The 24,068-nt window shown below is 72.8% G+C and carries 26 protein-coding genes; 5 read left to right on the forward strand and 21 right to left on the reverse strand.

The genetic code is table 11. From position 1 onward, the window contains the following. Window positions 1-41: 41 nt before the first annotated feature. From ACMXN5_RS08545 to ACMXN5_RS08565, 5 genes are all read right to left on the reverse strand, one after another. On the reverse strand, window positions 42-773 hold the full coding sequence (locus tag ACMXN5_RS08545; protein ID WP_439674737.1) for a TIGR02234 family membrane protein: 732 nt from the start codon (window positions 771-773) through the stop codon (window positions 42-44). A 101-nt stretch (window positions 774-874) separates the two neighbouring features. Continuing rightward, window positions 875-2,428 carry an anthranilate synthase component I gene (locus tag ACMXN5_RS08550; protein ID WP_439674738.1) on the reverse strand — a complete coding sequence of 518 codons (1,554 nt, stop codon included), beginning with the start codon at window positions 2,426-2,428 and terminating at the stop codon, window positions 875-877. 103 nt (window positions 2,429-2,531) lie between these two features. Next, complete coding sequence (gene hisI, locus ACMXN5_RS08555; RefSeq protein WP_439674739.1) at window positions 2,532-2,909, reverse strand: phosphoribosyl-AMP cyclohydrolase; 378 nt, start codon at window positions 2,907-2,909, stop codon at window positions 2,532-2,534. Between the two features lie 43 nt (window positions 2,910-2,952). Continuing rightward, window positions 2,953-3,603 (reverse strand): TIGR03085 family metal-binding protein, encoded by a 651-nt coding sequence (locus tag ACMXN5_RS08560; RefSeq protein WP_395788965.1) that lies wholly within the window; start codon window positions 3,601-3,603, stop codon window positions 2,953-2,955. 60 nt (window positions 3,604-3,663) lie between these two features. Continuing rightward, a complete protein-coding gene (locus ACMXN5_RS08565) occupies window positions 3,664-4,821 on the reverse strand; it encodes an alpha/beta hydrolase (protein WP_395788967.1) in 1,158 nt (385 codons plus the stop codon). Window positions 4,822-5,142: 321 nt separating this feature from the next. Here ACMXN5_RS08565 and ACMXN5_RS08570 point away from each other — a divergent pair, with 321 nt between their 5' ends. Further along, window positions 5,143-6,966, forward strand: a complete 1,824-nt coding sequence (locus ACMXN5_RS08570; protein WP_439674740.1) for an ABC transporter ATP-binding protein — start codon at window positions 5,143-5,145, stop codon at window positions 6,964-6,966. After that, window positions 6,963-8,828, forward strand: a complete 1,866-nt coding sequence (locus ACMXN5_RS08575) for an ABC transporter ATP-binding protein (protein ID WP_439674741.1) — start codon at window positions 6,963-6,965, stop codon at window positions 8,826-8,828. Before ACMXN5_RS08570 ends, ACMXN5_RS08575 begins: the two co-directional genes overlap by 4 nt. A gap of 228 nt (window positions 8,829-9,056) precedes the next feature. On the opposite strand, the gene ACMXN5_RS08580 is transcribed toward ACMXN5_RS08575, so the two are convergent. From ACMXN5_RS08580 to hisD, 12 genes are all read right to left on the reverse strand, one after another. Beyond that, window positions 9,057-9,962, reverse strand: coding sequence for a septum formation family protein (locus tag ACMXN5_RS08580; RefSeq protein WP_439674742.1), 906 nt, complete (start codon window positions 9,960-9,962; stop codon window positions 9,057-9,059). Between the two features lie 35 nt (window positions 9,963-9,997). Beyond that, on the reverse strand, window positions 9,998-10,825 hold the full coding sequence (locus tag ACMXN5_RS08585) for a septum formation family protein (RefSeq protein WP_439674743.1): 828 nt from the start codon (window positions 10,823-10,825) through the stop codon (window positions 9,998-10,000). A 106-nt stretch (window positions 10,826-10,931) separates the two neighbouring features. Beyond that, on the reverse strand, window positions 10,932-12,170 hold the full coding sequence (locus ACMXN5_RS08590) for an MFS transporter (RefSeq protein ID WP_439674744.1): 1,239 nt from the start codon (window positions 12,168-12,170) through the stop codon (window positions 10,932-10,934). Between the two features lie 75 nt (window positions 12,171-12,245). Then, the gene (locus ACMXN5_RS08595) at window positions 12,246-12,812 is read right to left on the reverse strand and encodes a helix-turn-helix domain-containing protein (RefSeq protein ID WP_439674745.1); all 567 of its coding nucleotides are present in this window, start codon (window positions 12,810-12,812) and stop codon (window positions 12,246-12,248) included. A 119-nt stretch (window positions 12,813-12,931) separates the two neighbouring features. Next, window positions 12,932-13,693, reverse strand: coding sequence for an imidazole glycerol phosphate synthase subunit HisF (gene hisF / locus ACMXN5_RS08600; protein ID WP_439674746.1), 762 nt, complete (start codon window positions 13,691-13,693; stop codon window positions 12,932-12,934). Further along, on the reverse strand, window positions 13,690-14,121 hold the full coding sequence (locus ACMXN5_RS08605) for a RidA family protein (RefSeq protein ID WP_439674747.1): 432 nt from the start codon (window positions 14,119-14,121) through the stop codon (window positions 13,690-13,692). Before ACMXN5_RS08605 ends, hisF begins: the two co-directional genes overlap by 4 nt. After that, complete coding sequence (gene priA, locus ACMXN5_RS08610) at window positions 14,118-14,852, reverse strand: bifunctional 1-(5-phosphoribosyl)-5-((5-phosphoribosylamino)methylideneamino)imidazole-4-carboxamide isomerase/phosphoribosylanthranilate isomerase PriA (RefSeq protein WP_380030647.1); 735 nt, start codon at window positions 14,850-14,852, stop codon at window positions 14,118-14,120. Before priA ends, ACMXN5_RS08605 begins: the two co-directional genes overlap by 4 nt. 100 nt (window positions 14,853-14,952) lie before the next feature. Further along, on the reverse strand, window positions 14,953-15,591 hold the full coding sequence (gene hisH, locus ACMXN5_RS08615) for an imidazole glycerol phosphate synthase subunit HisH (protein ID WP_439674748.1): 639 nt from the start codon (window positions 15,589-15,591) through the stop codon (window positions 14,953-14,955). 4 nt (window positions 15,592-15,595) lie between these two features. Continuing rightward, window positions 15,596-15,751: a hypothetical protein gene (locus tag ACMXN5_RS08620; protein WP_380012797.1), complete on the reverse strand. Its 156-nt coding sequence runs from the start codon at window positions 15,749-15,751 to the stop codon at window positions 15,596-15,598. After that, on the reverse strand, window positions 15,748-16,344 hold the full coding sequence (hisB, locus tag ACMXN5_RS08625) for an imidazoleglycerol-phosphate dehydratase HisB (protein WP_380012794.1): 597 nt from the start codon (window positions 16,342-16,344) through the stop codon (window positions 15,748-15,750). The genes ACMXN5_RS08620 and hisB overlap by 4 nt, the downstream gene beginning before the upstream one ends. Window positions 16,345-16,365: 21 nt before the next feature. Continuing rightward, a complete protein-coding gene (locus tag ACMXN5_RS08630) occupies window positions 16,366-17,478 on the reverse strand; it encodes a histidinol-phosphate transaminase (protein ID WP_439674749.1) in 1,113 nt (370 codons plus the stop codon). Further along, window positions 17,475-18,830, reverse strand: a complete 1,356-nt coding sequence (gene hisD, locus ACMXN5_RS08635; protein WP_126641245.1) for a histidinol dehydrogenase — start codon at window positions 18,828-18,830, stop codon at window positions 17,475-17,477. Before hisD ends, ACMXN5_RS08630 begins: the two co-directional genes overlap by 4 nt. Window positions 18,831-19,086: 256 nt before the next feature. Here hisD and ACMXN5_RS08640 point away from each other — a divergent pair, with 256 nt between their 5' ends. The 3 genes from ACMXN5_RS08640 (at window position 19,087) to ybaK (ending at window position 20,607) form a co-directional block, all read left to right on the forward strand. Beyond that, window positions 19,087-19,317 carry a hypothetical protein gene (locus ACMXN5_RS08640; protein WP_439674750.1) on the forward strand — a complete coding sequence of 77 codons (231 nt, stop codon included), beginning with the start codon at window positions 19,087-19,089 and terminating at the stop codon, window positions 19,315-19,317. A gap of 39 nt (window positions 19,318-19,356) precedes the next feature. After that, complete coding sequence (locus ACMXN5_RS08645; RefSeq protein ID WP_439674751.1) at window positions 19,357-20,043, forward strand: LON peptidase substrate-binding domain-containing protein; 687 nt, start codon at window positions 19,357-19,359, stop codon at window positions 20,041-20,043. A gap of 66 nt (window positions 20,044-20,109) precedes the next feature. Further along, window positions 20,110-20,607: a Cys-tRNA(Pro) deacylase gene (gene ybaK / locus ACMXN5_RS08650; RefSeq protein ID WP_439674752.1), complete on the forward strand. Its 498-nt coding sequence runs from the start codon at window positions 20,110-20,112 to the stop codon at window positions 20,605-20,607. Between the two features lie 72 nt (window positions 20,608-20,679). On the opposite strand, the gene ACMXN5_RS08655 is transcribed toward ybaK, so the two are convergent. The 4 genes from ACMXN5_RS08655 to ACMXN5_RS08670 form a co-directional block, all read right to left on the reverse strand. Further along, a complete protein-coding gene (locus ACMXN5_RS08655; protein WP_439674753.1) occupies window positions 20,680-21,390 on the reverse strand; it encodes a hypothetical protein in 711 nt (236 codons plus the stop codon). 80 nt (window positions 21,391-21,470) lie between these two features. Beyond that, a complete protein-coding gene (locus ACMXN5_RS08660; protein ID WP_439674754.1) occupies window positions 21,471-22,292 on the reverse strand; it encodes an ABC transporter permease in 822 nt (273 codons plus the stop codon). Next, a complete protein-coding gene (locus ACMXN5_RS08665; RefSeq protein ID WP_380030777.1) occupies window positions 22,289-23,239 on the reverse strand; it encodes an ABC transporter ATP-binding protein in 951 nt (316 codons plus the stop codon). Before ACMXN5_RS08665 ends, ACMXN5_RS08660 begins: the two co-directional genes overlap by 4 nt. 173 nt (window positions 23,240-23,412) lie before the next feature. Then, complete coding sequence (locus ACMXN5_RS08670; RefSeq protein ID WP_439674755.1) at window positions 23,413-24,051, reverse strand: hypothetical protein; 639 nt, start codon at window positions 24,049-24,051, stop codon at window positions 23,413-23,415. Window positions 24,052-24,068: the final 17 nt, after the last annotated feature.

Below are 24,068 nucleotides of genomic sequence, written 5' to 3' on the forward strand. Positions count from 1 at the left end.
GCACCCGCGCGATTCTTATTGTCACCCGCCGGGAGCAGTGCTCAGCGCGTGGGGTCCTCGCCCCGGTCCAACGCGTTCCACAGGTCCGCGTTGGTCGCGGTACGCCGCCGGGCCGCGGCCCCCCGCCCCGCCGGCGCCTCGTAGCGGTTGGACATTCCGGGCCAGCGCCGCCCGCGGATCACCACGAACAGCCCGGCCAGCACGATCAGCACACCGCCCACGGCCGCGAACCACGGCCAGACCGCGTGGCTCACGTCCACGGCCCGTACCCCCTCGACGGCCGCCTTCTTCGCCGCCTCGCCGTCCACCGCCGAGGTGTCGCGCGCGCCCTGTACGGCCAGCACGGTGACCCCGGCCCCCGCCAGCGTGATCAGCGCGCCGATCAGGGTGCGGCCGACGGTCCGGGTCGCGAGGATCGCGAGGCCGCCCGCCAGGCCGAGCAGCGCGAGCGCCGAGGTGGCCTTGTTGATCGTATTGCCGCTCGCGTGCACCGCGATGTGCGAGCCGTGCACCAGCGCCGTGCCCTCGGCCCAGGTACGTCCCGCCACCGAGAGCACCACACCCGCGCCGACCAGAACCAGCAACACCGCGGCGGTCAACTCGCGCCGAGCGGCCTTGCGTTCCCGCACGGCGACATCCACCGCCCCGGCCGCCCCGGTCTGCGCCCCGGCCTCGGGTTCCGCCGCCTCGGCGGTCGGCGCCCCGCCCGGCGATCGGTCGTCCGTCTCGGTGCCGCGGCGCGCCGCGCCGGCCTCGGTCCTCGCGTCGGTCATGCATCCAGCATGAACCACGCCTCACCGCGCCTTGCCCCGGGTCGGGTCCACGCCCCGCCGAAGCGCCTCCCGAAGCGCCCCCACCGGAGCACCCGCGTCCGTCAGGACGCCGGGCTCTCGTGCGCCGGGGCCAGCGTGGCCGCGATCGCCACCGCGCGCAGCACCGCCGCCGCCTTGTTGCGGCACTCCACGTCCTCGGCCTCCGGCGACGAGTCGGCGACCACACCCGCGCCGGCCTGGACGTAGGCCACGCCGTCGCGGATCAGCGCGGTGCGGATCGCGATCGCGGTGTCCAGGTCCCCCGCGAAGTCCACATAGCCCACACAGCCGCCGTACAGCCCGCGCCGGGTCGGCTCGAAGTTCTCGATGATCTCCATCGCCCGCGGCTTGGGCGCGCCGGACAGGGTGCCCGCCGGGAAACACGCGGCGAACACGTCGAGCGCGGTGCGCCCCGGCGCCAACTCGCCCACCACCGTGGACACGATGTGCATCACGTGGCTGTAGCGCTCGACCGACATGAAGTCGACCACCTCGACCGTGCCGGGCGCGCAGACCCGGCCCAGGTCGTTGCGGCCCAGGTCGACGAGCATCAGGTGTTCGGCGCGTTCCTTCGGGTCGGCCAGCAACTCCTCGGCGAGCGCGGCGTCCTCGGCGGGTGTGGCGCCGCGATGGCGGGTGCCCGCGATCGGGTGCACCATCGCCCGCCCCTCCTCGACCTTGACCAGCGCCTCGGGGCTGGAGCCGACCACGTCGAATCCGCCCTCGGCGCCGCCGTCGGGGCCGGGCATCCGGAACAGGTACATGTACGGGCTGGGGTTGGTCGCCCGCAGGATCCGGTACACGTCCAGCGCGCCGGCCTCGGTGGGCATCTCGAAGCGCTGGGAGAGCACGATCTGGAACGCCTCGCCGGCCCGGATCTCCTCCTTGGCCGCGGACACCGCCTTGCGGTACTCGGCCGAGCCCCAGGGGCCGGCCGCCTCGGCCGGCGCCGCCCGCTCGAACGCCGCGGCGGCCAGTCCGGTCGGGCGGGCCAGGTCCGCGGTCATCGCGTCCAGCCGGGCCACCGCCGCCCGATACGCCTCGTCCACGCCCGACTCGCGGTTGTCGTGGTTGATCGCGTTGGCGATCAGCAGCACGCTGCCGTCCACGTGGTCGAGCACCGCGAGGTCGGTGGCCAGGAACATCATCAGCTCGGGGATGCGCAGGTCGTCCACGCTCGACTCGGGCAGCCGTTCCAACCGGCGCACGATGTCGTAGCCGAGGTAGCCGACCATCCCGCCGGTCAGCGGCGGCAGGTCCAGGCCCGGGATGCCGTGCGGGGTGTGCAGCGCCTCCATCGTGGCCCGCAGCACCTCCAGCGGGTCGCCGTCCACCGGCACGCCCACCGGCGGGGTGCCCAACCAGCGGGCCCGCCCGGCCACTTCGGTGAGCATCGCCGCGCTGCGCACGCCCACGAACGAATAGCGGGACCAGGAGCGGCCGTTCTCCGCGGATTCGAGCAGGAAGGTGCCGGGCCGCTCGGCGGCGAGCTTGCGGTACAGCCCCACGGGCGTGTCGCCGTCGGCCAGAAAGCGCCGGGTGACGGGGATGACGCGCCGGTCGCGGGCGAGTTCCCGGAAGGTGTCCGGGTCGGGGGTGACGGTTCCGGTGGTCATGGCGAGCGCAATCTCCCGGGCGGCAGGTCGGCGGAGGGGACCGGTCCGGCGACCGGACGGTCGCGAGGGCGACGGGCGGGGCGGACGGTCGGGAGGCGGACGGTCAGGAGGCAACCGGCAGGACGTCGGCGTCGAAGCAGGTGCGCGCGCCGGTGTGGCACGCGGCGCCGGTCTGCTCGACCCGCACGAGCACCGCGTCGCCGTCGCAGTCGAGGGCGGCCGAGACCACCTTCTGCACGTGGCCCGAGGTGTCGCCCTTGACCCAGTATTCCTGCCGGCTGCGGCTCCAGTAGGTGCACCGGCCGGTGGTCAGCGTGCGGTGCAGCGCCTCGTCGTCCATCCAGCCGACCATCAGCACCTCGCCCGTGTCGCTCGCCTGGGCGACGGCGGCGATCAGGCCGTCGGGGTCGCGCTTGAGGCGGGCGGCGATGCTCGGATCGAGGTCGGACGGCCGCGCGGGCGGGTGGGAGGCACCGGTCATGCGCGCATTGTCGCAGACCCGCGCGGGCCGGCCGCGCGAGCGTTCACAGGCCGGTATCGGCCGCGCGCAGCGCCCGTACCGCGTCCGGGTCGCCGGTGACCTCGACCCGGGCGTGCTCCTTGCGGCCGAACAGGTACAGCAGCAGTTCGGCCGGGTGTCCGGCCAGCGTGACCACGGGGGTGCCCTTGTGGATCGGCTGGGCCGGCTCGTCGGCGCCGGTGTCGGTGCGGCGCAGCGCCACCCCCACCGGTACCCCGCGCAGCGCGATCCGCGAGGAGCCCTTGGCCCGCTTCCAGAGGATCTCGGTGAGCGCGGGGTCCAGCTCGCGCGGTTCGGCGCCGCCGGGTTGGGCGCGCCGGACGTCCTCCAGGTGGATGAAGTACTCCATCGTGTTGGCCGCCGCGTCCACGCCGGGGATGCCGAACGCGGACAGTGTCGGCGGCCCGTCGGCGACCAGGCGCACGCTCTGCTCGTACGGTTTGGCCGCCTGCCGCAGGCGTACCCGTTCGGTGTATCCGGCGAGCGGCTTGAAGACCAGGCCGGGTCCCGAGTCCGGGCGGTGTTCGCGGACCACGAGGTGGGCCGCGAGGTCCCGGGTGGTCCAGCCCTCGCACAGGGTCGGCGCGTCGGGTCCGAGGACGCGCAGCAGTTCGGCGAGCGCGGCGCGTTCGGCGCGGGCGTGGGAAGTCGGCATGTGCCGATCCTTCGGCCCGCGCCGGATGAAATCAAGGGGCGCGATCCGCGACACGGCCGGTCACGGCGAGGCGGCCACCGGCCCCGGCTCCTTGGGGTGGTCGCTCTTTTGCTGCGCGCTCAGCCAACGCAGCGCGTCGGGCAGCACCGTCTGCCAGGTCTTGAAGTTGTGCCCGCCGGTGGGCAGGAGCAGGGTGTCCACCTTGAGCGGCGCCTTGGCCAGCTTCTGGAACTCCCGGGTGTCGGCGAGGTTGGGTTCGCCGCTCTCGCTGCTGGTGAGCAGGAGGCTGACGGGCGGCATGGGCAGGTTCTTCAGCCGCCACAGCAGGTCGTTCTGGTTGCGGTAGGCCTTGCTGCCGCCGTACAGGTCACCGGTATCGCCGTCGGAGGGAGCGCCGTAGTCGGCGGAGAGCGCGACGCCCGCGCCGATCCGGTCCGAGTTGAGCATCGGCAGCTTGGCCGCGCAGTAGCCGCCGGTGGAGTCGCCGAGCATGGCCCAGCCGCGCGGTCCCGGGGCGACGCGGTAGGCCTGGCTGATCGCCTCGGGCAGGTCCTGGCTGAAGAACATGCCGACCTGCGGGCCGCCGGGCACGTCGGTGCACTCGGTGTCGCGGTCGAGGCCGACGCTGGGCTTCATCATCACGTAGATGGTGGGCTGGACCCGGCCGGCGGCGATCTCGTTGGCGGCGATCTTGGGCAGCTCCAGCCGGGTGACCAGGTTGCGCTCGTTGCCGGGGTAGCCGGTGAGCGTGACCACGACGGGGAAGCGCCGGTCCTTGTACTGGGCCTGGAAGTATTGCGGCGGCAGGTAGACGAGCGCGGGTGTGCCCATCCCGCTGCGTCGTCCGACCAGGTCGACCTGCATGATCTGGCCCGCGACCTGGGGGTTGCTCCCCTGCGGGACGTCTATCGTCTCGGTGCCCTTCTCCTTGACCAGTTTGGGCATGTCGCCGGGGCCGGCCTCGCCGAAGTTCAGGACCGGTTTGCCGGTGCGCCCGAACAGGTCGTCCCAGGTCGTATAGAAGACGAAATATCGGTTGCCGATCACCGCGACCGTGGCCAGGAGCAGGACCTGCGTGCTCAGCAGGATGCCGACCCGGCCGAGGATGGGCACCACGTGCTGGCGGGACAGCTTGGGCCAGAAGTACACGGCCGCCGACGCCGCCGCGACGGTGACGAGGCACAGCAGGATTATCAGTTTGAGGCTGGTGAGGCCCACAGCGGCGTCCTCGGTCTATCGATCATGGTCAGGGCACGACCGTGGAGACGAGCCCGACCCGGGGTTTGGTTGCGGGCAACCGGGGCGTCGCGAGCCCGTTCTCGGGGAGCGCCCGAAACAGGGTGACATGCGGGAATGGTCTGCTCCAATCCGCCCGGAGGCCGGTGATCCGGATGGAGTCGGCGGGGCGGACGGGGAATCGGGGCGGTCGGCGGCGCCTTGTACGTTCATCGGACAAACATCGTCGACAGCCCCGTTCGCGGCGGCTGCGTTCCCCCGGATTCCGGTGAATCCGGGGGAATCCGCGTGAAAGTGAGCCCCGTGGCGGACAAGGTCGTTCTGCGACAAGGACTGCGCGTACTCGGCGTCGCGATCCGCGAGGAGCCTCGGATCTTCGCCGCCGCGGTGGGCGCGAGCGCGGTGTACGGCGTGATGACGGTGGGCTCGGCGCTTGTGCTCGGACGCGTCACCGACGACGTGATCATCCCGGCCTTCCGCGACGGGCACACCACGGCGGGCGCGCTGATCGGCGCGTTCGCGGCGGTGTTCGGCGTCGCGCTGCTCAAGGCCTTCGGCGTGATCGGTCGGCGGTTGTGGGCGGGCATGATGCAGTACCGCCTCCAGGCCACCTTCCGTCGCCGGGTCACCCGGCAATACCTGCGGCTGCCGCTCGCCTGGCACCACCGCCACCCGACGGGCACGCTGCTGTCCAACGCGAACGCCGACGTCGAGGCGGCGTGGAACCCGGTGGCGCCGCTGCCGATGGCCACCGGCGTGGTGGTGATGTTGTTCGTCGCGGCGATCTCGATGGTGATCACCGACTGGGCGCTGGCCCTGGTCGGCTTCGTGATCTTCCCGGCGATCGCCGCGCTCAACATCGTGTACCAGCGCAGGCAGGGGCCGTTGGCGATGCGCGCGCAGGAGTTGCGCGCCGACGTCGCGGAGATCGCGCACGAGAGCTTCGACGGCGCGCTGGTGGTCAAGACGCTGGGCCGGGAGAGCGAGGAGACCGCCCGGTTCGCGGCCGCGTCGCGGGAGTTGGCCGACGCGAACATCGCGGTGGGCCGGGTCCGGGCGCTGTTCGACCCGATCCTGGAGGCGCTGCCCGGCTTCGGCGTGCTGCTGGTCCTGGTGGTCGGCACGGTCCGGGTCTCGCACGGCGATCTGGCTCCGGGCGACCTGGTGCAGGTCGCCTACCTGTTCACCCTGTTGGCCTTCCCCGTCCGGGCGATCGGCTGGCTGCTCGGCGACATGCCGCGCTCGGTGGTCGGCTACGACCGGGTCCGCGGCGTGCTGGACGCCGAGGGCGAGCACACCTACGGCGAGATCGAGGGTGGCGACGCGGCGGCCGGTCCGGCCCGCCTGGAGGCGCGCGCGGTGCGCTTCGGCTACACCGACGACACCGACGTGCTGCACGACGTGGCCTTCGATGTCGACCCCGGGCGCACCATCGCCGTCGTCGGCCCGACCGGATCCGGCAAGTCCACCCTGGTCTCGCTCCTGGTCCGACTGGTCGATCCGGTGGACGGCGGGATCCTGCTCGACGGCACCGACCTGCGCGACTACCGGCGGGGCGGGGTCGCGGCCACCGCCGCGCTGGTCCCGCAGCAGGCGTTCCTGTTCGACGACAGCGTCCGCGACAACATCACCCTGGGCCTGGACCTGGACGACGCCGCGGTGCACGAGGCGCTGCGGATCGCCCAGGCCGACTTCGTCGCCGCGCTGCCCGACGGCCTGGACACCCAGGTCGGCGAGCGCGGCACCACCCTCTCCGGCGGTCAGCGCCAGCGGATCGCGCTGGCCCGGGCCCTGGTGCGCCGGCCGCGCCTGCTCGTCCTGGACGACGCCACCTCGGCGGTGGACCCGCGTGTGGAGGCGGCCATCCTGCACGGGCTGCGCGACGCGGGACCGGCCACCGTGGTCGTGGTCGCCTACCGCAAGGCCACCATCGCGCTCGCCGACGAGGTGGTCTACATCGAGGGGGGCCGGGTGCTCGACCGCGGCCCGCACCACACGCTCCTGGAGCGCTCGGTGGGCTACCGCCGCCTGGTCAACGCGTACGAACGCGCCGCGCGCGAGGACGCGGAGCAGGAACTCGACACCGACATCGACGTCGACGAGGCCGAGGAGGCCACGGCTTCATGAGTATCGCCACCGCCGTGCCCAAGCCGGCCGCACCCGAACCCGAACCGAAGACCGGGTCGGGCTCCCGAATAGGCCCCGACGCCGACCGACCGACCGAGTCCGGCCTGAGCGTGCTGCGCCGCGGCCTGCGCATGACCCCGGAATTCACCGAGGGCCTGATCGTCACCCTGCTGCTGGCCGTGATCGGCACGGCCGGGCGGATCGTGGTGCCGCTGGCCGTGCAGCAGACCATCGACCGGGGCCTGCGCGCCGACGCCGGTCCCGACCTGACCGTGGTACGCACGATGGCCGCGCTCGCCGCGCTCGCGGTGGTGGTCACCGCGGTGTCGGCGTACGCGATGAACGTGCGGCTGTACCGCACCAGCGAACGCGGCCTGTCCACGATGCGGGTGGCCGCCTTCCGGCACATCCACGACCTGTCCACGCTGCACCAGCAGTCGGAGAAGCGCGGCTCGCTGGTCTCGCGGGTGACCGGCGACGTGGACACGATCAGCCGATTCATCCAGTTCGGCGGCCTGTTGCTGATCGTCAGCGTCGGGCAGATCGCGCTGGTGACGGTGCTGATGTTCGTCTACTCCTGGCAGTTGACCCTGCTGGTGTGGGTGTGCTTCGCGCCGCTGTACTTCTTCATGCGCGCGGTGCAGAAGCGCATCGCCGCCGCGTACTCGCACGTGCGCGTCGCCATGGGCCGGATGCTCGGCGCCATCTCGGAGCCGGTCGTGGGCGCCGCGATCGTGCGCGCGCACGGCATCGAGGAGCGCACCGCGCGCCGGATCGACGAGTCGGTCGACGCGCACCGCGACGCGCAGACCCGGGCCCAGTTGTTCGTCGCGTTGACCTTCCCGATGGGCGAGTTCGTGGTCGGACTGGCCAACGGCCTGGTGGTGGTCGTCGGGGTGTGGCTGGGCATCGACGGGCAGCTCAGCGTGGGCGAGTTGGTCGCGTTCCTGTTCCTGGTCACGTTGTTCGTGGGCCCGGTGCAGATGGGCGTGGAGATCCTGAACGAGGCGCAGAACGCGCTCGCGGGCTGGCGTCGGGTGCTGGAGGTGTTGGACGCGGAGCCGGACATCGCCGATCCGGGCGAGGCGGGCGAGGAGTTGGCCCGCGGCCCGGTCGAGGTGCGGTTCGACCACGTCTCGTACGGCTATCCCGGTGGCCCGCGGATCCTGCACGACGTGGACGTCACGCTCGCGCCCCGGACCCGGGTGGCGGTGGTCGGCGAGACCGGCTCGGGCAAGACCACGTTCGCCAAGCTGCTCACGCGCCTGGTCGACCCGGACGAGGGCCGGGTGTTGCTCGACGGCGTCGACCTGCCCCGGGTGCGCTTCTCGTCGCTGCGGGCGCGGGTGGTGATGGTGCCGCAGGAGGGCTTCCTGTTCGACGCCACACTGCGGGAGAACGTGCGGTACGGCCGGCCGGACGCGGACGACGCGGCGATCGTCACCGCGTTCGCCGACCTGGGGCTGGCCGACTGGCTCGCGGGGTTGGCCGCCGGCCTGGACACCCGGGTGGGCCAGCGCGGCGAGTCGTTGTCGGCGGGCGAGCGGCAGTTGGTCGCGCTGGTCCGGGCCTACATCGCCGACCCGGACCTGCTGGTCCTGGACGAGGCGACATCGGCGGTCGACCCGGCCACCGAGGTCCGGATCAACCGAGCCCTGGACGGCCTGACCCGGGGCCGCACCGCGGTCTTCATCGCACACCGGATGTCCACGGCCGAATCGGCCGACGAGATCCTGGTCTTCGACGCCGGAAAGCTGATCGAACGCGGCCCCCACACCCGCCTGGTCACCGCCGGAGGAATCTACACCCGCCTACACGCCTCATGGACGGCCCAACAAAAACCCACCCCAACCCCAAACTGACCCCACACCCCACCCCCGACCCCACCATCCTCAAGCCCGCACGAGCCCACCTTCAGCCCGGCCGGCGCTCGAGGCCAAGCAGCCCGGCCGGCGCTTGCGGCCACACAGCCCGGCCGGCATTTGAGGCCAAACAGCCCGGCCGGCGCTTGAGGCCAACCGGGCCGGAGGCCGGCCACCGCGCATCGCGGCCGGCATCGTGCGCGGCCGGCATCGTGCACGGCCGAAAGGCTATTGCAGGGGCGCCGTCAGCTTCTTGGTCTCGTCCGAGTAGGACACCAGGCACTGGACCTCACGATCGCCGGAGGCCCAGCCCGATTCCTTCGGATAGATGTAGAGCCAGGTCAACTGCGCGGCGTCGGGCTGACGGTTGATCACCGGTTCGGTGATCGGCTTGCACACCTCCGACGCCTTGGTGTCCATCGCCCCGTCGCCGGGCCACGCGCCGTCCGGCAGCGCGACGTTCTCGATGTGCTGCCCGTCGTGCGGCGTGGTGCACCCGACCTTGTTCACGTCGGTGCTCCCGGCCGCGAACGAAATGCAGTCGCCCGGACTGAGCGGGACCTTGCGGACCGCGACACTGCCGTTGGGGTTGGTCGCCGGCGGCGAGGAGGGGGCTTCCGTGCCCGGCCCGCTCGTGGGCGGCTCGCTCGTCGGCGGCTCGGGCGAGTCCGTGGGCGACGCGCTCTCGCTCGGCCGCTCGCTCGTGGGCCGGGTCGCGCTCGGCGTCGGGCCCGCCTTGTCGCTCTTGCCGTCATCACCCAGGCTCACCACCAGGGCGATCACGCCGCCGGCGATCACCAACGCGACGACCACCACGATCGCCACCACCCGACCGCTGCGTCCGCCGCCGGGCGGTCCCACGGGCGGCCCGGTGGGCGGGCCGTAGGGCGGACCTCCGCCGTACGGCGGGCCGCCGCCTCCGTAGGGCGGGCCCGCGCGATAGGGCGGGCCGCCGATCGTCGGGCCGTCATAGGGCGGGGACGGAGGCGGGTTCGCGGGCGGGGGCCCCGCCGGGCCGCCCGGATAACCACCGCCGGCGCCGCCGTAGCCTCCCCCACCGTAGTTGCCGTAGCCCCCGGCGTGCGGGTTGCCACCGCCCCGGTCACCGCCGGGGTATCCGCCGGGACTGCTCATCACGTCGATCCCTCCCCCAAGGGCCGAGCGCTCGGTCAGCGCAGGGGCTTGGTGAGTGTCTGCCCCGACTTGTACTTCGCGATGCAGGTCACCTTGCGCCGACCGATGTCCCAGCCCGGCTGCTTCGGGAAGGTGTAGGTGAAGGTGAACTGCGAGGCGTCGGAGCGCCCGTTCACCGCCGCGGTCAGCGCCGGGGTGCACTTGGTCTCGGTCTGGTCGGTGATCGCCGACTCGCCCGGATAGGTGCTGCCAGTCAGTTCGTAGGTCATGATGACCTCGCCGTTGTGCGTGCTGGTGCACGTCTTCTTGTCGATCGTGCCCGAGGTGGTGTCCAGGGTCACGCAGTCGCCCTTGGACAGGTCGACGTACTGGACCTCGGAGGGCATGGTCGGGTCCGTGCCGCCGGACGAGGTGGTGCGCGGCGCGGTCGGGCGGGTGGTGGTCGGGCGGGTCGTGGGCGGCGCGCTCTGCGTGGCGCTCGGCGAGGACACGGCCGAGGTGGTCGGAGCGGGCGTGGGCGACGCCGACTTCTTCTTGTCGTCCCCGCCCAGGACCACCACGAGGGTGGCGATGATCCCGCCGACCACGACGATCGCGGCGATCACCACGGCGATCAGCGGGCCCTTGCCGGAGCCGCCCTGGTTGGGGCCCGGCGGCATGCCGCCGCCATAGCCCCCGCCACCGCCGTAGTTGCCGGGATACTGCGGTCCGCCACCGCCGTACGGGTTCTGCCGCGGCGGGTACTGCTGTCCGCCCTGGGGGTACTGCTGCCCGGGGTACGGCTGGTTGCTCGGATAACCCTGGCCTGGCTGCTGCCCGTATCCGGGGTAGCCACCCTGTCCGGGTGATGGCGGCATCGTCATGTGCCTAGCCTGCCCGATCGGGTGAACCTCGCGCTCGGCCGGGCCCAACTACTTGACTTCGAGTCAGATGATCGTTGTGCGACCGGAATCCTTCCGTGACCCGAAGTCAGGTCCGGCGCCGAAAGGGTCCGCTGCCCAGTGCCACCACGATGCCCGCGAGCATCGCCGCACCGCCGCCGGCGAACACGGCCGAGGGCCCGAACTCCGTGGCGATCAGGCCGCCGACGGGGTACAGCAGCGGGATCAAGCCGACCGCGAACATCATCTGCAACGCGGTCACCCGACCCAGCGCACTCGGCGCACACGTGGTCTGCACCAGCGCGCTCCCGGCCCCGCCCACCACGCCGGTGCCCACGCCCAGGACCGCCGCGCAGGCCACCGCGACGCCCACCCCGGGCGCGTAACCGAGGCCGACCAGACCGCCGGCCATCACCAGCATCCCCACCGGCAGCACGAACACCGGCCGCGGCACCCGCCCGGCAACGGTCAGCCCCAACGCGCCGATCGCCGCACCGATCCCCCACCCGCCCAGCACCGCGCCCATCCCGCCAGGCCCCCAGCCCGCGTCGTCGGCGAGCAGCACGATGCCGACGTTCATCGGGATGGTGAAGCCCAGCTCCATCAGCGCGACCGTGATCAGGAGCGGGCGCAGGAACTCGTGCCCGAACACGTGGCGCAGCCCGGCCCGCAGGCCCAATTCCGGCTCCTCGATGCCCGGTTCCGGCTCGGGCGCGGGCCCCGGGCGCAGCCGCCACAGCAGCGCGAGGGAGAGTCCGAACAGGGCCGCGTTGAGCGTGAAGGCGAGTTCGGCGTCGCCCCAGGCGAGCACCGCGCCGCCGATCGGCGCGGACACCACGGTGGCCACCCGCTGCGACAACGAGCGCATGCCCTGAACCCGGACCAGTTGCGAGCGGTCGGTCAGCCGCACCGGCAGCGCCCCGACGGCGGGCATGAACAGCGCGTCCACCGCGCCGAACACCAGCGCGATCGTGATCAGCAGCCAGATCGCCGGACTGCTCGCCGCCACCGCGAACGCCGCGATCACCATCACCAGGCAGCGCACCAGGTCGCTGCCGATCAGCACGCGGCGCGGCCCGTATCGGTCGGCGATCGCCCCGCCGGGCAGCATCAGCAGTGCCCGGGGCAGCGATCCGGCGGCCAGCACCAGGCCGGTCTGCGTGCCGTCGCCGCCGCGTACCGCCGTCCAGGACAGCGCCAGGAACCAGATCTGGTCGCCGATCAGCGACGCGGTGAAGGCGCCGAGCCAGGCCAGCACACGCGGGTCGCGGTGCGCGGGCCGAGGCGTCGTGGTCGCGATGCCGGTCGTGGTGTCGCGTACGGCCATGATGCTCACCGTTCCGGTTCTCGATGGGGCGTCGGGCGGCTCGGGCGGCGGGCGCGCGGGCGCGGCGCCCGGCGCTCACATGCGGTACGGGAAACCTCGGAGGTAGACCTCGACATGCTCCGCGCCCGGGGTCTGCCGGTCCCGGTATCGGGCCACCAACTCCTGTAGCTCCTCGCCGAGTTCGCGCAGCTCGTCGGCGGTCAGCCGGAGCGTCGGCGCACCGCTGAAGGCGGCGCCGGCCCATTCCGGGCCCCACGACTCGACCTCGTCCAGGAATCGGCGGTAGCGGTCCTCGGACTGCGAGCCGAGCACCCGCACGATGCCGGTGGACAGGTCCCGGCCGACCCGGTCCTCGGCGAAGTCGCCGAGCGAGAAGGTCAGGTCCTCGACCACCTTCCACCAGCGCTCGCGCCCGTCCTCGGCGTGCTCGGGGTCCTCGACCACGAAGCCGTGCGCGGCCAGCGTGCGCACGTGGTAGCTGACCAGGGCCGGGGTCGCGTCGACCCGCTTGGCCAGCATCGACGCGGTGGCCGGGCCGCCGGCGTGCAACATCCGCAGCAGCGAGATCCGCAGCGGATGGGTGAACACCTTGAGGGTCTGTACGTCCTTGATCATCCGCCGGAGTGGGGGCTGCTCGCTCATGACCCCACGGTAGATATGAAGGAGTTCTTTCGCAATATATCTTTCGCAATAAAGGTTGCACATCCCGCCACGAAAAAGCCGACCGCACCCGCGGTCGGCTCCCTCGCCCGGTTCGCGGCTCAGCGCACCGGCTGCCCCGCCGCCCGCAATACGTCCTTGACCTGCGGAATCCGCAACATGCCGAAGTGGAACACACTGGCCGCGAGCACCGCGTCGGCGCCCGCCTCCACGGCCGGGACGAAGTCCCCCAGGGCGCCCGCGCCACCGGAGGCGATCACCGGGATGCTCACCTCGGCCCGGACCAGGCGGATCAACTCCAGGTCGTAGCCGTCCTTGGTGCCGTCGGCGTCCATCGAGTTGAGCAGGATCTCGCCCGCGCCCAGCTCGGCCGCCCGTGCCGCCCAGGCGACCGCGTCGATGCCGGTGCCGGTGCGTCCGCCGTGCGTGGTCACCTCGAAGCCCGGCGCGCCGTCGCGGCGCCGCCGCGCGTCCACCGAGAGCACCAGCACCTGGGAGCCGAAGCGGTCGGCGATCTCGGCGATCAACTCCGGCCGTGCGATCGCCGCGGTGTTCACGCCCACCTTGTCCGCACCGGCCCGCAGCAGCCGGTCCACGTCCTCGACCGCGCGCACCCCGCCGCCGACGGTGAGCGGGATGAACACCTGCTCGGCGGTGCGCCGGACCACGTCGTACGTCGTCTCACGATTGCCCGAGGAGGCGGTGATGTCGAGGAAGACCAACTCGTCCGCGCCCTCGGCGTCGTACACCCGGGCCATCTCGACCGGATCGCCCGCGTCCCGCAGGTTCTCGAAGTTGACGCCCTTGACCACCCGGCCGGCGTCCACGTCCAGACACGGGATCACCCGTACGGCCAACGTCACGACGCCCTCCCCCGGTACGCGTCCACCTCGACCTCGACGAGCATCCGCGAGTCGATCAGCCCGGCCACCACGACCATCGTGGCGGCCGGTCGCACCTCGCCGAACAGTTCGCCGTGCGCGCGCCCGACATCGTCCGAGTCGCGCGAGTGGGTGATGTACATCCGGGTGCGCACCACGTCCGCCGCGTCGAGCCCGAAGTGCGCGAGCGCGTCCAGCGCGATCCGGAATGCGGCGAGCGTCTGGTGGTGCGGGTCGCCCTCGTGGGCCAGATTGCCCTCGACGATCGCGGTACAGCCCGACACGTGCACGTAGTCGCCGACGGCGACCGCGCGCGAGTAGCCGAACATGTCCTCCCACGGGCCGCCGGACGAGTACCGCTCGATGCCGGCCGAACCACCGGATCCGGCCGAATTGTCGCTTCCCGTCACCGGGACACCGCCTCCAACGCCTCTTCGAGGGTGAACGCCTGGGCGTACAGCGCCTTGCCGACGATCGAGCCTTCCACACCCAGCGGCACCAGTTCGGCGATGGCGCGCAGATCCGCCAGCGAGGACACCCCGCCCGAGGCCACCACCGGGCGGTCGGTGGCCGCGCAGACGTCGCGCAGCAGCTGCAGGTTCGGGCCCGCGAGGGTGCCGTCCTTGTTCACGTCGGTGACCACGTAGCGGGCGCAGCCGTCGGCGTCCAACCGGGCCAGCGTCTCGAACAGCTCGCCCCCCTCGCGGGTCCAGCCGCGCCCGGCCAGCGTGGTCCCGCGCACGTCCAGGCCCACCGCGATCCGGTCGCCGTGCCGGGCGATCGCGGAGCGCACCCAGTCCGGCGTCTCCAGCGCGGCGGTGCCCAGGTTCACCCGGCGGCAGCCGGTGCCGAGCGCGGCCTCCAAGGAGGCGTCGTCGCGGATGCCGCCGGACAACTCGACCTTGACGTCGAGCTTGCCGACCACCTCGGCGAGCAGTTCGCGGTTGCTGCCCTTGCCGAACGCGGCGTCCAGGTCGACCAGGTGGATCCACTCGGCACCGGCGCTCTGCCAGGCCAGGGCGGCGGCCAGCGGGTCGCCGTAGGAGGTCTCCGACCCGGCCTCGCCCTTGACCAGGCGGACGGCCTGGCCGTCGGCGACGTCGACGGCGGGCAGCAGTTCGAGGCGGTGGGTCTCGGTCATGACGCTTGGGATCCTCAGCAGTTCGATCGGAAGTTCGGACGGGATGCGGTCGCGGCGATCGCGGCGATCGCGGTACGGCGCGGCCCGCGCGCCGCGCGGGCTACAGCGTCTCGAGCCAGTTGCGCAGCAGTTGCGCGCCGGCCTCGCCGGACTTCTCCGGGTGGAACTGGGTGGCGCTGAGCGCGCCGTTCTCCACGGCGGCCACGAACGGCGTGCCGTGCGTGCTCCACGTGACGCCGGGCGGGATGTGCGGGCCGTCCTGGACCACCGGCATCTCCCATGTGCGCACCGCGTAGGAGTGCACGAAGTAGTAGCGCGTGTCGGGCGTGGCGTCGCGGAAGAGCACGCTGTCCGCGGGCGGCTCGACAGTGTTCCAGCCCATGTGCGGCACCACGGGAGCGGCCAGTCGCTCGACCGTGCCCGGCCACTGGGCACAACCCTCGGTGGCCACCCCGTGCTCGACGCCGCGCGTGAACAGGATCTGCATGCCGACGCAGATGCCGAGCACCGGCCGGCCGCCGGCGAGGCGCTTGTCCACGATGGTGTCGCCGCGGACCGCGCGCAGGCCCTCCATGCACGCCGCGAACGCGCCGACGCCGGGCACGAGCAGCCCGTCGGCGTTCAGCGCGGCGTGCTGGTCCGCGCTGATCTCGACGTCGGCGCCGGCGTGCGCGAGCGCCCGTTCGGCCGAACGCACGTTCCCGAATCCGTAGTCGAGGACGATGACCTTCTTGGGCACGCGCCTATCCGATCTTCAGGACGCCGGCCGCGATCGAGAAGAACGCGCCGATGGCGAGCAGGGCGATCACACTCTTGGGCAGGCCCTGCTTGACGAACGAGATGCACCCGCCGACCAGGAAGAGCCCGAACACGATCAGGACCATCGCGCCGGTGCTCACAGCGCGCCCTTCGTCGAGGGGATCACGCCGGCCCGGCGCGGGTCGAGCACGCACGCGTCGGACAGCGCCCGGGCGAGCGCCTTGAACTGCGCCTCGACGATGTGGTGCGCGTTGCGCCCGTACGGCACGTGTACGTGCAGGCAGATCTGCGCCTGGGCGACGAACGACTCCAGGATGTGCCGGGTCAGCGTGGTGTCGTAGTCGGGGCCGATCATCGGCGCCATGTGCTCCGGCTCGGAGTGCACCAGGTACGGCCGGCCGGACAGGTCCACGGTGACCTGGGCCAGCGCCTCGTCCAGCGGCACGGAGGCGTCCGCGAAGCGGCGGATGCCCTTCTTGTCGCCGAGGGCTTGGCGGAACGCGGCGCCGAGCGCGAGGGCGGTGTCCTCGATCGTGTGGTGCGCGTCGATGTGCAGGTCGCCCCGGGTCTTGACGGTCAGGTCGAACAGGCCGTGCTTGCCGAGCTGGTCGAGCATGTGGTCGAAGAAGCCGACGCCGGTGGCGACGTCGACCTTCCCCGAGCCGTCCAGGTCGATCTCGACCTCGACGGAGGTTTCCTTCGTGGCGCGTTCGACGCGACCGGTTCTTGCCATGACGGTGGTTTCGACTTTCTCTCAGTCCTTCGGACGCGCGCTTTTGAGAACGTGCCGCATCGCGTCCAGGAAGGCCGTGTTCTCGGCGTCCGTGCCGGCGGTCACCCGCAGCATGCCCGGGACCCCGTTGTCGCGGACCAGCACCCCGTGTTCGAGGATCCGCGCCCAGATCGTGTGCGGGTCCTCGAACCGGCCGAACTGCACGAAGTTGGCGTCGGAGTCGGTCACCTCGCACCCGAGCGCGCGCAGTTCCTCGACCAGCCGGTCGCGCTGTTCCTTGAGTTCGCGCACATAGCCCAGCAGGGTGTCCTCGAACTCCAGGCAGGCCAGCGCGGTGGCCTGGTTGACCGCGGAGAGGTGGTACGGCAGGCGGACCAGTTGCACCGCGTCCACCACCGCGGCGTCCGCCGCGAGATAGCCGAGCCGCAGGCCCGCCGCGCCGAACGCCTTGGACATGGTCCGGCTCACCACCAGGTGCGGCCGGCCCTCAAGCAGCGGCAGCAGCGACGCGGTGTGCGCGAACTCGACGTACGCCTCGTCGACGATCACCAGCGACGGCCGGGCGGCCTGCGCGGCGTCGTACACCCGCTCGACCACCTCGCCGGCGAGCGCGGTGCCGGTGGGGTTGTTCGGCGAGCACAGGAACACCACGTTCGGGCGGTGTTCGGCGATCTGCGCCAGCGCCTCGTCGAGGTCGATCGTGTAGTCGGCGCCGCGCGCGCCGGAGATCCACCCGGTGCCGGTGCCGCGCGCGATCAGCGCGTGCATCGAGTAGGACGGGTCGAAGCCCAGCGCCGTGCGCCCGGGGCCGCCGAACGCCTGGAGCAGTTGTTGCAGCACCTCGTTGGAGCCGTTGGCCGCCCACACCCGCTCCGGGCCCAGCGGGTAGGCGCCGGTCCGGGACAGGTAGTCGGCCAGCGCGGTGCGCAGTTCGACCGCGTCCCGGTCCGGATAGCGGTTCAGGTCGCGGGCCGCGGCGGCGACCCGCTCGGCGATCCGGGCCACCAGCGCGGCCGGCAGCGGGTACGGGTTCTCGTTCGTGTTGAGCCGCACCGGGACATCCAACTGCGGGGCGCCGTACGGCGATTGCCCGCGCAGCTCGGCGCGGATCGGCAGCCGGTCCAGGTCGCTCACGCGCCCTCCTCCCACGCCGCGAGGCCGGACAGCTCGCCGGTCGCGAAGCGGGCCCGCACGGCCGCGCCGTGCGCGGGCAGGTCCTCCGCGTCGGCCAGCACGCTGACGTGCTCGGCGACGTCGGCGAGCGCCGCGCGCGAGTAGTCCACGACGTGGATCCCGCGCAGGAAGGACTGCACGGACAGGCCCGAGGAGTGGCAGGCGCAGCCGCCGGTGGGCAGCACGTGGTTGGACCCGGCGCAGTAGTCGCCGAGCGAGACGGGGGCGAACGCGCCGACGAAGATCGCGCCGGCGTTGCGCACCCGGGCGGCGACCGCGCCCGCGTCGGCGGTCTGGATCTCCAGGTGCTCGGCGGCGTAGGCGTCCACCACGGCGAGGCCGTCGTCGACCGAGTCCACCAGCACGATCCCGGACTGCCGGCCGGCCAGCGCCTCGGTGACCCGCTCGCGGTGCCGGGTGGCGTCCACCCGCACCTTCAGCTCCTCCACGACCGCGTCGGCCAGCGCCTCGGAGTCGGTGACCAGGATCGACGCGGCCAGCGTGTCGTGCTCGGCCTGGCTGATCAGGTCGGCCGCGACGTGCCCGGCGTCGGCGGTGTCGTCGGCGAGCACCGCGATCTCGGTCGGCCCGGCCTCGGCGTCGATCCCGATCCGGCCCTTGAGCAGCCGCTTGGCGGCGGCGACCCAGATGTTGCCGGGACCGGTGACCAGGTGCACCGGCGCGCACGAGCCCGCGCCGTACGCGAACATCGCGATCGCCTGGGCCCCACCCACGGCGTAGACCTCGTCCACGCCGAGCAGCGCGCACGCGGCCAGGATGGTCGGGTGCGGCAGCCCGCCGAACCCGGCCTGCGGCGGCGAGGCGACCGCCATCGAGGCGACGCCGGCCTCCTGCGCGGGGACCACGTTCATCACCACGGACGACGGGTAGACGGCGTTGCCGCCCGGTACGTACAGCCCGACCCGCTCGACCGGCACCCACCGCTCGGTGACCGTGCCGCCGGGCACGACCTGCACGGTGACGTCCTGCCGGCGCTGCTCGCGGTGCACCGCGCGGGCCCGGCGGATCGACTCCTCCAGGGCCGCGCGCACCTTGGGCGCGAGCGTGTCCAGGGCCGCGGCGATCGCCTCGGCGGGCACCCGGATGTCGGTCAGTCGCACACCGTCGAAGCGCTCGGTGATCTCGATCAGCGCCTCGACGCCGCGATGCCTGACGTCCTCACAGAGGGGGCGGACCTTCTCCAGGGCCGCCTCGACGTCGAGTTCGGCTCGGGGCAACACGTCGCGCAGTGCGGCGGGGCTGTCCAGGACAGCCCGCGAGGCGGGACCGCGCAGGTCGATACGGGAGATCACCTGCCCCAGTGTAGAGACGGCGCCGAACCATACGTCCTCGTGTGTCGGACAGTGAGACGCGCGATCATGGGCGGGACGCAGCGGCCTTCCCGTGTCGGGGGACCACGGACGAGCACACCGCCGGGGCATCCGAGCGCGACCGGGATCCGCCTGTGGGAGGCGTGTCGGCGCGGCGAGCGGCTGGATCCGGGCACGGGCGTGCCGGCGGACGACGATCCCCGCACGGGCGCGACGTGGGGCCCGGACCGGGACGGCGGTGTTCGCGGCCGATCCGCCGGCCCCGCCGAAGGCGGACGAGGCGCCGCACCGGAACCCGTTCCGGTACACCCTCGACCTGCTCCCGCCGGTGGTGACGCTCGGTCAGGAAGGCGCGTGGAAGCCGACCGGGCGGCTCGGCCGGTGGCTCGCCGACTCGCTGATCCTGCTCGGTTGGATCCTCGCCGGGGCCGCGGCGGCGGGCGCGACGCGGGTGCTCAACCGTGGGTGAGATCAATGATCGACGCGCTCCGGCGGTCAGGGCCTACTCTTGGTCACCGTGACCGACCGGCTTCCGCTCTTCCCGCTCAACTCGGTGCTCTATCCGGGTCTGGTGCTGCCCCTGCACATCTTCGAGGAGCGATACCGCGCGCTGGTCCGGGATCTGGAGGCGCTGCCCCAGGCGGAGCAGCGCTTCGGCGTGGTGGCGCTGCGCACCGGACGCGAGGTCGGCGACATCCAGGGCGATCCGCTCGCGGTGCTGCACCCGGTGGGCTGTACGGCGGAGATCGCCACGATCAAGTCGCACGAGGACGGCCGCTACGACCTGGTGGCCACGGGTGCGACCCGGTTCGAACTGGTCTCGGTGGACGACTCGGGGCCGTATCTGTACGCCGAGGTCGAATATCTGGCCGATCCGCCCGGCGAGCGGGCCGACGTTCTCGGGCTGGCCGCGACCCGGGCCTTCGCCGAGTATCAGCGCCGGCTGCTCACCGCCCAGCAGCGCACCCCGATGAGCCTGCCGGAGCTGCCCGACGACCCGGTCGTGTTGTCCTACCTGGTGGCCGCCGCGGTGGTGCTCGACCCGCACGACAAGCAGCGGCTCCTGGAGGCGGAGGACGCGACCGCCCGGCTGACCGCCGAGGTGGAACTACTGCGCCGCGAGGCGGCGCTGCTCGACCACCTGCCGTCGTTGCCGGCGATCGAGTTGTTGCGGCAGAACATCGAACCCAACTGACGCGGACCGGCCGAGGCGGGCCCGATCGCCTCGGGCCCGACCGACCCGACCGAAGGGCGCGCCGGCATGGCGAAGGGCAGGACCAAGGGTGGACAGGGCACCCCGGCGACGGTGGCGCTGACCCGCGAGGGCGTGGCGTTCACGACGCACGCGTACACCCATGACCCGGACGCGGCCTCGTACGGCGAGGAGGCCGCGACGGTGCTCGGCGTGCCGGCCGAGCGGGTGTTCAAGACGCTGCTCGCCGACGTGGACGGCGCGCTCACCGTCGCGGTGGTCCCGGTGGCGGGCAGGCTCGACCTCAAGGCGCTGGCCGCCGCGGTCGGCGGCAAACGCGCGGCGATGGCCGACCCGGCGGCGGCCGAGCGGGCCACGGGCTACGTGCTCGGCGGGATCAGCCCGCTCGGCCAAAAGCGCCGGCACCCCACCGTGGTGGACGTCTCGGTGCTCGCGCTGGAGACGGTGTACGTGTCGGCCGGCCGCCGGGGCCTGGAGATCGAGCTGACCCCGGCCGACCTGATCCGGCTCACGGGCGCGGTGACGGCTCCGGTGGGGCGGGTCTAGGGTCTTTGCCCCGCAGGGGTCGGCCGCGTGCGCTGCCCCGCACGAGTCGGCCCCGTGTACCGCCCCACAGAGTCAGCCCTCGTCGGACCCGTGCTTGGTGAGGTCGACGGGGGCGGACACGGTCGAACTCGGGAACGGGCCGGACGCGTGGTCTCGTCCCGGCCCCTGGGGCGCCCACGGCCACGGTCCCTGGAACGTCTCGCGGCGCTCGGCAGGGGCGAAGCCGGCGGACAGGCCGAGGAAGATCACCATCGACGCGATCGGCCACAGCAGCAACACGCCCTTGGCCTTCAGGTCCAGCTCTTGGTCGAAGCGTTTGCCCAGGCCGACCCGACGCACCTCGTCGGCGATCCCGTCCGGACCGAGCGCCACGCCGACCTTGAAGGCCAGATACGCGCCGGCGATCCCGCCGACGGTCAGCGCGAGCGCGGTCGCCACGCCCTGTCGGCGAAAGCGCCAGAACGCGAGCGGCGCGAGCACGATGCCGGCCACCACGCCGCACACCGCGAACCAGCCGTCCAGGGCGATCGAGGTCTCGGTCTCGGGCGAGACCTGGAAGACGCCCTCCTTGGTGGCCATCAGCGGCACCCGGGGGGTGATCTGCTCCCAGACCACGCCCACGATCGCGCCCACCACCAGGCAGGTCGCGACCACCGCGGCGAACGCGAGCACGTCGGTGCGGTAGCGCCGCCACAGCGAGGGGGGCGCGTCGTACCCGGGCGCGAAGCCCACGTGCGCGCCCTCGGGCGACGGGTAGGGGTCGATATCCCCGGCAGACGTCATCTGGTCAGCGTCCCATGTACGGCTCGAGCCCGCGGGTCGGCCCCGCGCGGCGATGTGTCCGGTGGTCGAAGGGGCGTCGGCTACGCCCGGGTACTGCGCCGGAAGGCCCAGGTGGCCAGCGAGAGCATCACCACGCCGACCCCCGCGCAGACCGCCAGGTTGCCGGCCACCGCCGCCCAGTCCGGGTCGCCGTAGCTGGCGATGAAGGCGTCCACCCCGTAGGAGGACGGCAGCACATCCCGGGCGAGCACGATCACCTCGGGCATCCGGTCCTCCGGCAGCACGCCCAGCAGCAGCGCCGCCGACATGCCCAATTGGCCGAGGAGCGTGGCCAGTTCCGGGCGCGGGGCGAGCAGCCCGAAGACCGCGCCGATGCCCGCCAGGGCCGCGCCGGACAGCGGTACGACCAGCAGCAGCACCCACAGGTTGGCCAGCGGCAGCTGGAACATCACCGCGCCGATCACCGCGGTGGCCACCGTGCCGGGCAGCGTGAAGGACGCGTACGCGGCGGCGATGCCGAGCACCACGGCGGCCGGGCGCACCGGCAGCGTCAGGTAGTAGTCGAGCGCGTTGGCCGCGCGCAGGTTGCCGAAGTGCTGGGCGAGCAGGTTGAGCGCGACGAAGGCGACCACGAGCACACCGGACCCGGCCACCACCGCCTCGCGGGCGCTGTCGCTGCCGGTGTCCACCACGCCGCGCATCAGGATCATGATGCCCACCGACTGGAACACCGCGACGAACAGCAGCGGCACCCGGGAGACCCGCACCCTGGACAACTGCGCGCGGTAGACGGTCAGCAGCCCGGCGCCGAGCGGCGTGCCCGCCGCCGGGGCGACCGGTTCGACCGGGCGCGGCGGCGCGGTCTCGATGCTCGCTGCACTCACTGGGGTCGACACCCTCATCCCTTGACCAGTCCCTGGTGGCGGCCGCCGAGCGCGAGGTAGACGTCCTCCAGGCTCGGCGTGGACAGCGTGAAGTCGTCGAGCGCCTCGAACGCGGGCCCGGAGGTGACGCCGGCGAGCAGTTCGCGGGCCATTCCCGGTTCCATCCGGGTGCTCCAGCGTCGGCCGGTGCGCACAGCGCTGCGCGCGAGCATACCGACTGCCGGGTCGTCCATCGGCGGATCGGCCCGCCAGACCAGGTCGAGCCGGACCTCGTCGCCGACCATGGCCTTCAGGCCCCCGGGGGTGTCGCACGCGATCACCCGGCCCTCGTCGAGCACCGCGACCCGGTCGAGCACGGTCTCCGCCTCGATCACGTTGTGGGTGACCAGGAGCACGGTGGCGCCGCTGTCGGCCCGGCGGCGATCCACCGCGGCCCACACCGCGCGGCGCGCGACCGGGTCCATGCCGGTGGTCGGCTCGTCCAGGACCAGCACGGGCCGATCGCCCACCAGCGCGGTGGCCACGCAGGCCAGTCGGCGCTGGCCGCCGGAGAGCTTCTTCAGCGGGCGGTCCGCGATCGGGCCGAGTTCGAGTTCGTCGAGCACCGCGTCGCGCTCGGCCCGGGCCCGGTGGGCGTCGAGCGCGCGCAGCCGGGCGGTGGTCTCGATCGCGAGGGCGACGGTCAACTCGTCCAGCGCGCCGGACTCCTGGCCGAGGTAGGCGACGAGTCGGGCGGCCACGTCGGGGCGGCGCACCAGGTCGTGGCCGAGCAGGTCGATGCTGCCGGAGTCGGGCCGGAGCAGGCCGGTGAGCTGGCGGACCAGGGTGGACTTGCCCGCGCCGTTGGGCCCGAGCAGGCCGAAGATCTCGCCCCGGCGCACGTCCAGGTCGATCGTGTCGTTGGCGGTGACCACGTGCCGATCGCGCCGGCGCCCGGTGCGATAGGTCCGGGTCAGGCCGCGCACCGTGAAGCACGGGTCGGCGTTCGCGCGCTCGCCGGGAATGGTCACGCTCCGCTCGTCCGTTCCGGGCAGCTTGTACATCCGACCCCGCGCGTCGTCCTGAAGGTGGTGGTGACGGCGTGCGGCCCGCGACGCGCGTCAGGTGCGCGCGCGGGGTGACACACGACCAGACGACTCTACGCGGTCCGCCCGGCCGGTCCGCCGCCCGCCTCCTCGGCGAGCAGCACCCGGGCCCGCCGCCACTGGTCGCGCGGCAGCACCGCCCGCCAGTCGATCGCCGCGAACGCCGCCTCGCGCTCGGGGTCCAACCGTCGGGTCGCCCGCGCGGCGGCCAGGCGCAGCAGCGGGAGCGGCCGGCTCGGCAGGCCCACCCGGGCGGTCTCGCGCTTGAGGTTGGGCCACCACACGGTTGCCGCGTCGGTCAACTCCCCCTCGGCGGCGTTCAGTCGGTGAAAGGCGGCGAGCCGCCCGACCGCCCGCGAGATCACCCACTGGACCAGCGCGGCGAGGCCGAACAGCACCAGCAGCACGATCCCCAGGGGCGGAAACAAGAACAGCGCCGGAAGGCCGATGACCACCAGCAGATACTTGACCAGAAAGACGAATTCCAGCCGGCCCAGCACCACCTTGCCCACCAGGTAGCGGATCAGCAGGGCGGTCTGGCGCGCGGTGAGCCGGGTGTCCACGTCCGGGTCGAAGGCGGTCGCGCCGGCCTTCGCGGAGCGCTGCTCCGCGGCCCGGGAGGCGTTGCGGAACCGCTGTCCGCGCCGCACCGCGCCGAGGCCGGCCCTACCGATCCTGGTCCATTTGGACATCGCGCGTCCTCCGTGCC

Source organism: Embleya australiensis (genome assembly GCF_051903075.1).
GTDB lineage: Bacteria > Actinomycetota > Actinomycetes > Streptomycetales > Streptomycetaceae > Embleya.